Source organism: Sessilibacter sp. MAH3, assembly GCF_054658275.1.
The window spans coordinates 79,858-85,857 of record NZ_BAAGIE010000009.1 but is presented as its reverse complement, the minus strand read 5'-3'; the positions used below and the strand labels follow the sequence as shown (position 1 = coordinate 85,857).

Below are 6,000 nucleotides of genomic sequence, written 5' to 3'. Positions count from 1 at the left end.
CCTAAGAAACCTAAGAAACCTAAGAAACCTAAGAAACCTAAGAAACCTAAGAAACCTAAGAAACCTAAGAAACCTAAGAAACCTAACAATAAAAACCAGAGTAAATTATTATGCAACTCACGCAATACTAAATGTTTTGAACATTCATTTAATTTCAATAAGCTCAAAACAAACTTGGCCCCCTCGAACAGCCAAGAACGGAAAAATGTATTACCTGTGTCACTTCTGAAAATAATTAAACCCGTGATGACATTTGAACTTCTGTTATCAGTTTAATTACCTGTTTGAATTATGAAGATGTAAATCAGAACTCATCATAAACAACCCAACTAAAAAGCGGTGAAATAACAAACCTTAACTTTTTTGCGTAATAATCAGAAAATTTTTACAGCCGTTACTTTTGATAGAAGCAAACATTCTCGGTGTGCCAAATTAGTGTGTAAAAGTCGAAATGAGCATACTTTATCTGCTCTATTTTTCGTATCTACAACTCTAGAAAAGTGCTTTATTTTTAATAACCATTCACGTTTATACAGTAGCTTCTACTTGGTAATTTTAAGTTAATTAACCTTAACCTTTTTTAATTAAAACATAGCTGCTTATAATTTTAAAAATGGATTTTTCAGCCGTTTGTGAAGCACAAAAAGACTATTACCAAAAATGAAAAAAATTATTAATTTGTGAGAAATTTAATGCTGAACTTTGATAATAATTAACTACCGATCTTCTCTTGAGATTTTGATTAAAGAAAACAAGAAAAATCGTAATGCAAGGAAAATACTTTACGACATACACATTAAAAACATTGCCACCTTGAACGAATGTTTTTAAATAACAAAAAAATCAACGCGAAAGAATATAATCAATTCTCAATTACATCTTTAAAATTTAATGTGTAAATTTTTCCACAAAACTGATTATATTTTTATAAACGGATTTACAAATACGTGGTTTTATCATATTTTTGATGCGAATTTTAAAGCGAATAGAACTAGATTCAATAATTTATTTATCAAATAAAGCTTACGTACTCTAGAAAATATTTTTAGCGGCATAGTGTGATTTAAATCACAACACAAGCATTAGCCTGTTATTAATGACATTACATTTTGTTTTTTGGGAAAGTCCAAGAGTTACACGTCTGTAACCACCTCTGAATTTATAGCTCAATATAATATTCGCTGACAAATTGTCGAACAGTTAAATAGCTGAATGCTTAATTTATCAGGTACTGATTTTCCGTAACTACTCCGATCCATTTGGAGCTTTCGGCGACACAAGGACGTGCCGCTAATTTCTAAAAATCTAATTTAGTAGAATTTGGGTGATAATGTAAAATCACATTTTTCGTTTTCTGATGAAATTAAGAATGCGTTAGTCGGTGGTTTTATGGCTAATCACTTAGGGAATTAATGTGCAACAGGTTAGGCAGTATTTAATTAAATCAATTTGTTGCTTTCACAGCCAAACCTTTATTTATAGGAACCTCTGATTAACTCATCCATGATTTAATCAGAGAACACATCCTTGTGTCGCGAGAAACTCTAGGTTAATCAGAGTTTCCTATAAATAATTTTATTCAACCAACATTAAAAATAAAAAAACGTACTTAATTGTCAGATCGATAAGGAGAAGATGTGTTTTTATTAAACAGAAGAAGCCTATCAAAAGGGTTCGTAACCGCTGCTGTTCTATCCACTAGCTCATTGGCTTTCGCCATCGGGGAAGGCCCAAATCACAGTCATATCGAGCAAGCACAAATCGATAATGGCTCACTTAAATCTGCCGAGATTATCGCTCACGGGCAGGCTATGTTTACAACTGACTTCAACCGCTTTGACGGCCACGGCGATCCAGGCCGTCCGGGTGTAAACGGTGTGGGTGTTGCTACTGGTTTTAACAGAATCAGCGGCACCGACTCGGTTGCTTGTACTGCTTGTCACAGCAAACCATTTGCCGGCGGCGCCAGCGATAACGCTGCAAATATTTTTCCCGGATTTAATCGTCCAGATAATATTGATTCACCGTCATTCGCGGGCTTGAACGTTAAAAATAGTCAAAGCGTTTTTGGTGGCGGTGCTAAGCAACGTGTCGCTGAAGAAATGAATGCCGAATTAGCTGCTATCGCGGCAGAGGCAATTGCGTTTGCTGCCGACGCGCAGGCTCCTGTTACTCTGCCTCTTGAAGCAAAAGGTATTTCCTTTGGCGAAATTACTGCTCTACCAAATGGAACCTTAGATACCAGTGCTATTGAAGGTGTTTCGCAGGATTTAATTATTCGTCCGTTTAACGTTGTTGGAGCCGAGCCTAATCTACGCAGTTTTGTGGTTGGCGCAATGGAGCAACATTTTGGTATTCAAGCCGAAGAACGTTTTGGTATTGATGGCGATGGCGATGGTGTTGAGCGTGAACTAACTGTTGGTGACGTAACTGCTACCGCGATCTTCCAAGCGGCATTACCCATTCCAACACAAGTTTTACCCAAAGAAAAAGCCGCGCGTCGCGCCGTATTTGCTGGCGAAAAAACCTTCTCGCAAATTGGTTGTGCTAGCTGCCACACACCGGAAATGACTATCGAAAATCCTGTATTCCAGCAACCAGCACCCGGTACAGATTTCGTTGCAACTCTGGATTTAACCCGCGAATCTTTCTTCCCACGACTTAACCGCAATCGTGATGGTTCTGCGACTGTAAAAATCTTTTCTGACCTAAAACGTCATGATATGGGCGAAGCGTTAGAAGAGCCTTTATTACAGGTTGATCGTGCGAGCACTCGTCACTTTGTAACTTCAGCACTTTGGGGCGTTGCCAGCACGGGTCCATGGTTACACGATGGTCGTGCAACAACACTAACTGATGCTATTTTATTGCACGGCGGTGAAGCTCAAGCAGCAAGCGCTGCGTTTGAAGCATTAGATGCCGAAGAGCAAGCCGAAGTGATTGAGTTCTTGAAGAGTCTACAAATTGTTATTCGTGATCCACGTTTATTGATTCCTAACCTTCCATTAGGCCAATAAGAAAGCGAAAAAACTGCCAACATTGTTGGCAGTTTTTTTATTAGGCTTCGGTAACCAATACCATTAAAAGGCCTTTTTCTACCCACAAACTTGCTTTCAAGCCATTAATAATCACTTCTTTAGGTTTTTCTCCAGCGCTAATTACTGGTATTTTTCCAAACAACTTTTCATCATAACCCACTTCGTAAAGCGTGTAGATTTGGTCATCATTTTTAAATCGAAGCTGCGCAGCACTATCACCACTGATTGAACAGTAACGTCCACCTAGCATTTGCCGTTCGTTTAATTGCCAACTCGTTTCTAAAAAATTAGATTGCGACGGCATAAAATCAAGCTTGTCGAAAAAGATCTGAACTTCGTTAAACGATTGTGTAGATACTTCTAACGGCTTTAATTTAATGTGATTTTCAATAACTTCTAAGGCAATATCACGTGTGTGATCGACATTAGAATTAGAAAATGTATACACACCCATTACCACGGCTAAAAAAGATGCCATCAGTAAATTAGGTAGCCATCTTCGAAAGTTTGATTCCGGTTCTTCTGTCGCAGAGAGCGGAATTTTTTGCGCTAAATCGTTTTGAATCGTCATGAGCGAGTTTAATTTATCTTCACTTAATTCAAACTGTGTTACTTGATGACGAATCGCAGATTTCAGCGTTTTCGATCTACCGGTATTTTCATCGTCAATCATGGCTTGCTTTCCTTTGTTTCATCATCTTGTTGCAGCTGCTGACAATATTTACGTAAGCGATGTAAGCGAGATAAAAAAGTACCACGTGGTAGATTCAGCAATTCACAGGCTTCATCGGTGCTGTAGCCTAATATCGCCCAGTGGTACAAAATATCTCTGTCTTCGGAAGCAAGCTTGCTCCAAATTTGTGCCAACACACTTCTACTGACATTTAAACTTTCTACATCGATAGATGAGATATCATAAGGTGCTTGCTCTTCAAACAACTCGCTTTGCCAACGCTGTCGAGATCGATAAAAATCAATGTATTTATTGCGAATAATTGTTCGCAAATATCCACTTGGATTTGCAATAACCTTTCCCGCCTGTAATTCACCCAGATATTTTTCCAGAGCAGCTTGTAAAAAATCGTAAGCATCATCTTGGTTTTGACACAAGGTATACGCATACTGAAAAAATTCTTGCAATTGCGGCGGTTCAAATAAAAATGAATTCGTCACGTCATTATTCACAGATTAGCAGTTGAACACGAAAACGCAGACACTACCTGAAAATTCTGCCGGAAAACACTCGCAGAAAATATTTTCAACTTAGATTTTTGGCTTGAATCAACACTCCAATGAGACGAATGAAATTTTTCTCCATTAGCGGTACTTTGAAAGCGATCCAAACAGTTGTAAGTAATAACCAGATTAGGATGATTTTCTTTAATTAACTGCTGAGCCTCGTAATCGAAATGTGAGAATTCAATTAGGACTTCGGGAGTAGAGTCGTGACCTGGGTAGTAATAGCGATCAATAAACGCATATTCAAGTTGTGCAATTTCGGCAATTAATGCCCAGTTATAGGCGTCAGCTTTCGCACTATTTATTTGCGATGCTAAGAATTCGGCGAATTGATCTCCAAAGATATTTACATCCCACCAGGTAGACGGATAATACTTACCGTACACTTGAGCTAAGCTTGTAAAGACAGATTCCCCTAAAATTTTCTCAACGGTTGGAAAATTATTACGCAGTACATTTAATGCCAACATGCGTTGATTGATTTGATAGGGTTTTATATTGCCTTGAAAATCGCCGTCAAAGGCAGTATTACCGTTTACTGACGATACGAATTTCTCTAGCGCTTGATTGTATTTTTGCTGGTCAACATCTCGACTAATATCTGTCATTTTCCTAGATCCCCGGCTACCCTAAGTTACTTCTTATAAATATTGGTGTGTTATTTTCTGTTATTTTGGCTCTGCTTTTCTGGCTCTATTTTTGATCTTGTTTTTCTAATTCTGTTTATCTAATTCTAGGTTTTAGCAAACTCTGGGTTGGTTAGAGTTTCTTTACATTATCATTGCACGTGGGCAAATTTTTGATCTCAATCTTGAACGAATAAAACAATTATGAATATTTTTTGTCGCTTATTCTCGCCTAAGAGGGATACTTGTCTAAGATAGATTGTGCGTGACAACATTCGTTATAAAGTTCTTGAAAACTGGGAATATTGTTATCGCGTTCAATCAGAACCGAGACGTTATGATACCGATCTAAATAAAGCTCTAAGAGATTCCAGATTTCCTGTGGAATTTCAGCAGAATGCGTATCAATCAACCATTCATCGTGGGTGGAAAAACCGGCTAAGTGAATCTCTTTAATAAATTGATGAGGCAAGGCATCAATGAATGCATCTATCGAAATACCTAAATTTTTGTCGTTTACATAAGCATTTGTTAAATCTAACAGTAGACCGCACCCAGTTCGTTGACATAGCTGCGATAGGAATTCCGCCTCAGAAAACTCATTTTCTGAGTATTGTACGTAACGAGACAGATTTTCGATCAGAATGGGACGACCAATGGTTTCTTGTACCTGCTCGATACGGCGACAAAAATGCTCAACAGATTTTTGTGTATAAGGTACCGGTAATAAATCGTGGTAAGAACGTCCGTCAAAGGAGGTGAAGCACGCGTGCTCTGATACAAGCTTTGGCTGTAATTCGTTGGTGAGTTGCTTTAAGCGTTGAAGATATGCAACATCTATCGGCTCAGGTCCGCCCAAATTTAGACTCACACCGTGAAAACTCAGCGGATAGTGTTCAGACAACTCATAGAGCAACTGCTGATTTAGTCCACCATTAATGAAATTGCATATGTGAATTTCAAGCCAGTTAATTTTAGGCTTTTGTGAGAGTATTTCGTAAATATGTGGAAAGCGCAGACCTAAGCCTGCGCCCATGTACTCAACACCGAGAGAGCATTGCTTCCCAGCAAATGAATCTATTGAAGACATTATTAAT

5 protein-coding genes are annotated in these 6,000 nt (G+C 38.2%); 1 reads left to right on the top strand and 4 read right to left on the bottom strand.

What is annotated here, in order from left to right:
- Positions 1-1,637: 1,637 nt before the first annotated feature.
- Complete coding sequence (locus ACYQ2C_RS07510) at positions 1,638-3,017, top strand: di-heme oxidoredictase family protein (protein WP_460049721.1); 1,380 nt, start codon at positions 1,638-1,640, stop codon at positions 3,015-3,017.
- Positions 3,018-3,057: 40 nt separating this feature from the next.
- Here the strand turns inward: ACYQ2C_RS07510 and ACYQ2C_RS07505 are convergent, their stop codons facing one another.
- From ACYQ2C_RS07505 to bufB, 4 genes are all read right to left on the bottom strand, one after another.
- The gene (locus ACYQ2C_RS07505; RefSeq protein WP_460049723.1) at positions 3,058-3,711 is read right to left on the bottom strand and encodes a hypothetical protein; all 654 of its coding nucleotides are present in this window, start codon (positions 3,709-3,711) and stop codon (positions 3,058-3,060) included.
- Positions 3,708-4,211 (bottom strand): RNA polymerase sigma factor, encoded by a 504-nt coding sequence (locus tag ACYQ2C_RS07500; protein ID WP_460049725.1) that lies wholly within the window; start codon positions 4,209-4,211, stop codon positions 3,708-3,710. Before ACYQ2C_RS07500 ends, ACYQ2C_RS07505 begins: the two co-directional genes overlap by 4 nt.
- A gap of 8 nt (positions 4,212-4,219) precedes the next feature.
- Complete coding sequence (locus ACYQ2C_RS07495) at positions 4,220-4,885, bottom strand: HvfC/BufC family peptide modification chaperone (protein ID WP_460049727.1); 666 nt, start codon at positions 4,883-4,885, stop codon at positions 4,220-4,222.
- A gap of 250 nt (positions 4,886-5,135) precedes the next feature.
- On the bottom strand, positions 5,136-5,993 hold the full coding sequence (gene bufB, locus ACYQ2C_RS07490; RefSeq protein ID WP_460101266.1) for an MNIO family bufferin maturase: 858 nt from the start codon (positions 5,991-5,993) through the stop codon (positions 5,136-5,138).
- Positions 5,994-6,000: the final 7 nt, after the last annotated feature.

What these genes read in the sequence shown, in the direction of transcription:
- ACYQ2C_RS07505 (WP_460049723.1), bottom strand. Translation starts at nt 3,711, where the DNA reads ATGATTGACGATGAAAATACCGGTAGATCGAAAACGCTGAAATCTGCG.
- ACYQ2C_RS07495 (WP_460049727.1), bottom strand. Translation starts at nt 4,885, where the DNA reads ATGACAGATATTAGTCGAGATGTTGACCAGCAAAAATACAATCAAGCG.
- bufB (WP_460101266.1), bottom strand. Translation starts at nt 5,993, where the DNA reads ATGTCTTCAATAGATTCATTTGCTGGGAAGCAATGCTCTCTCGGTGTT.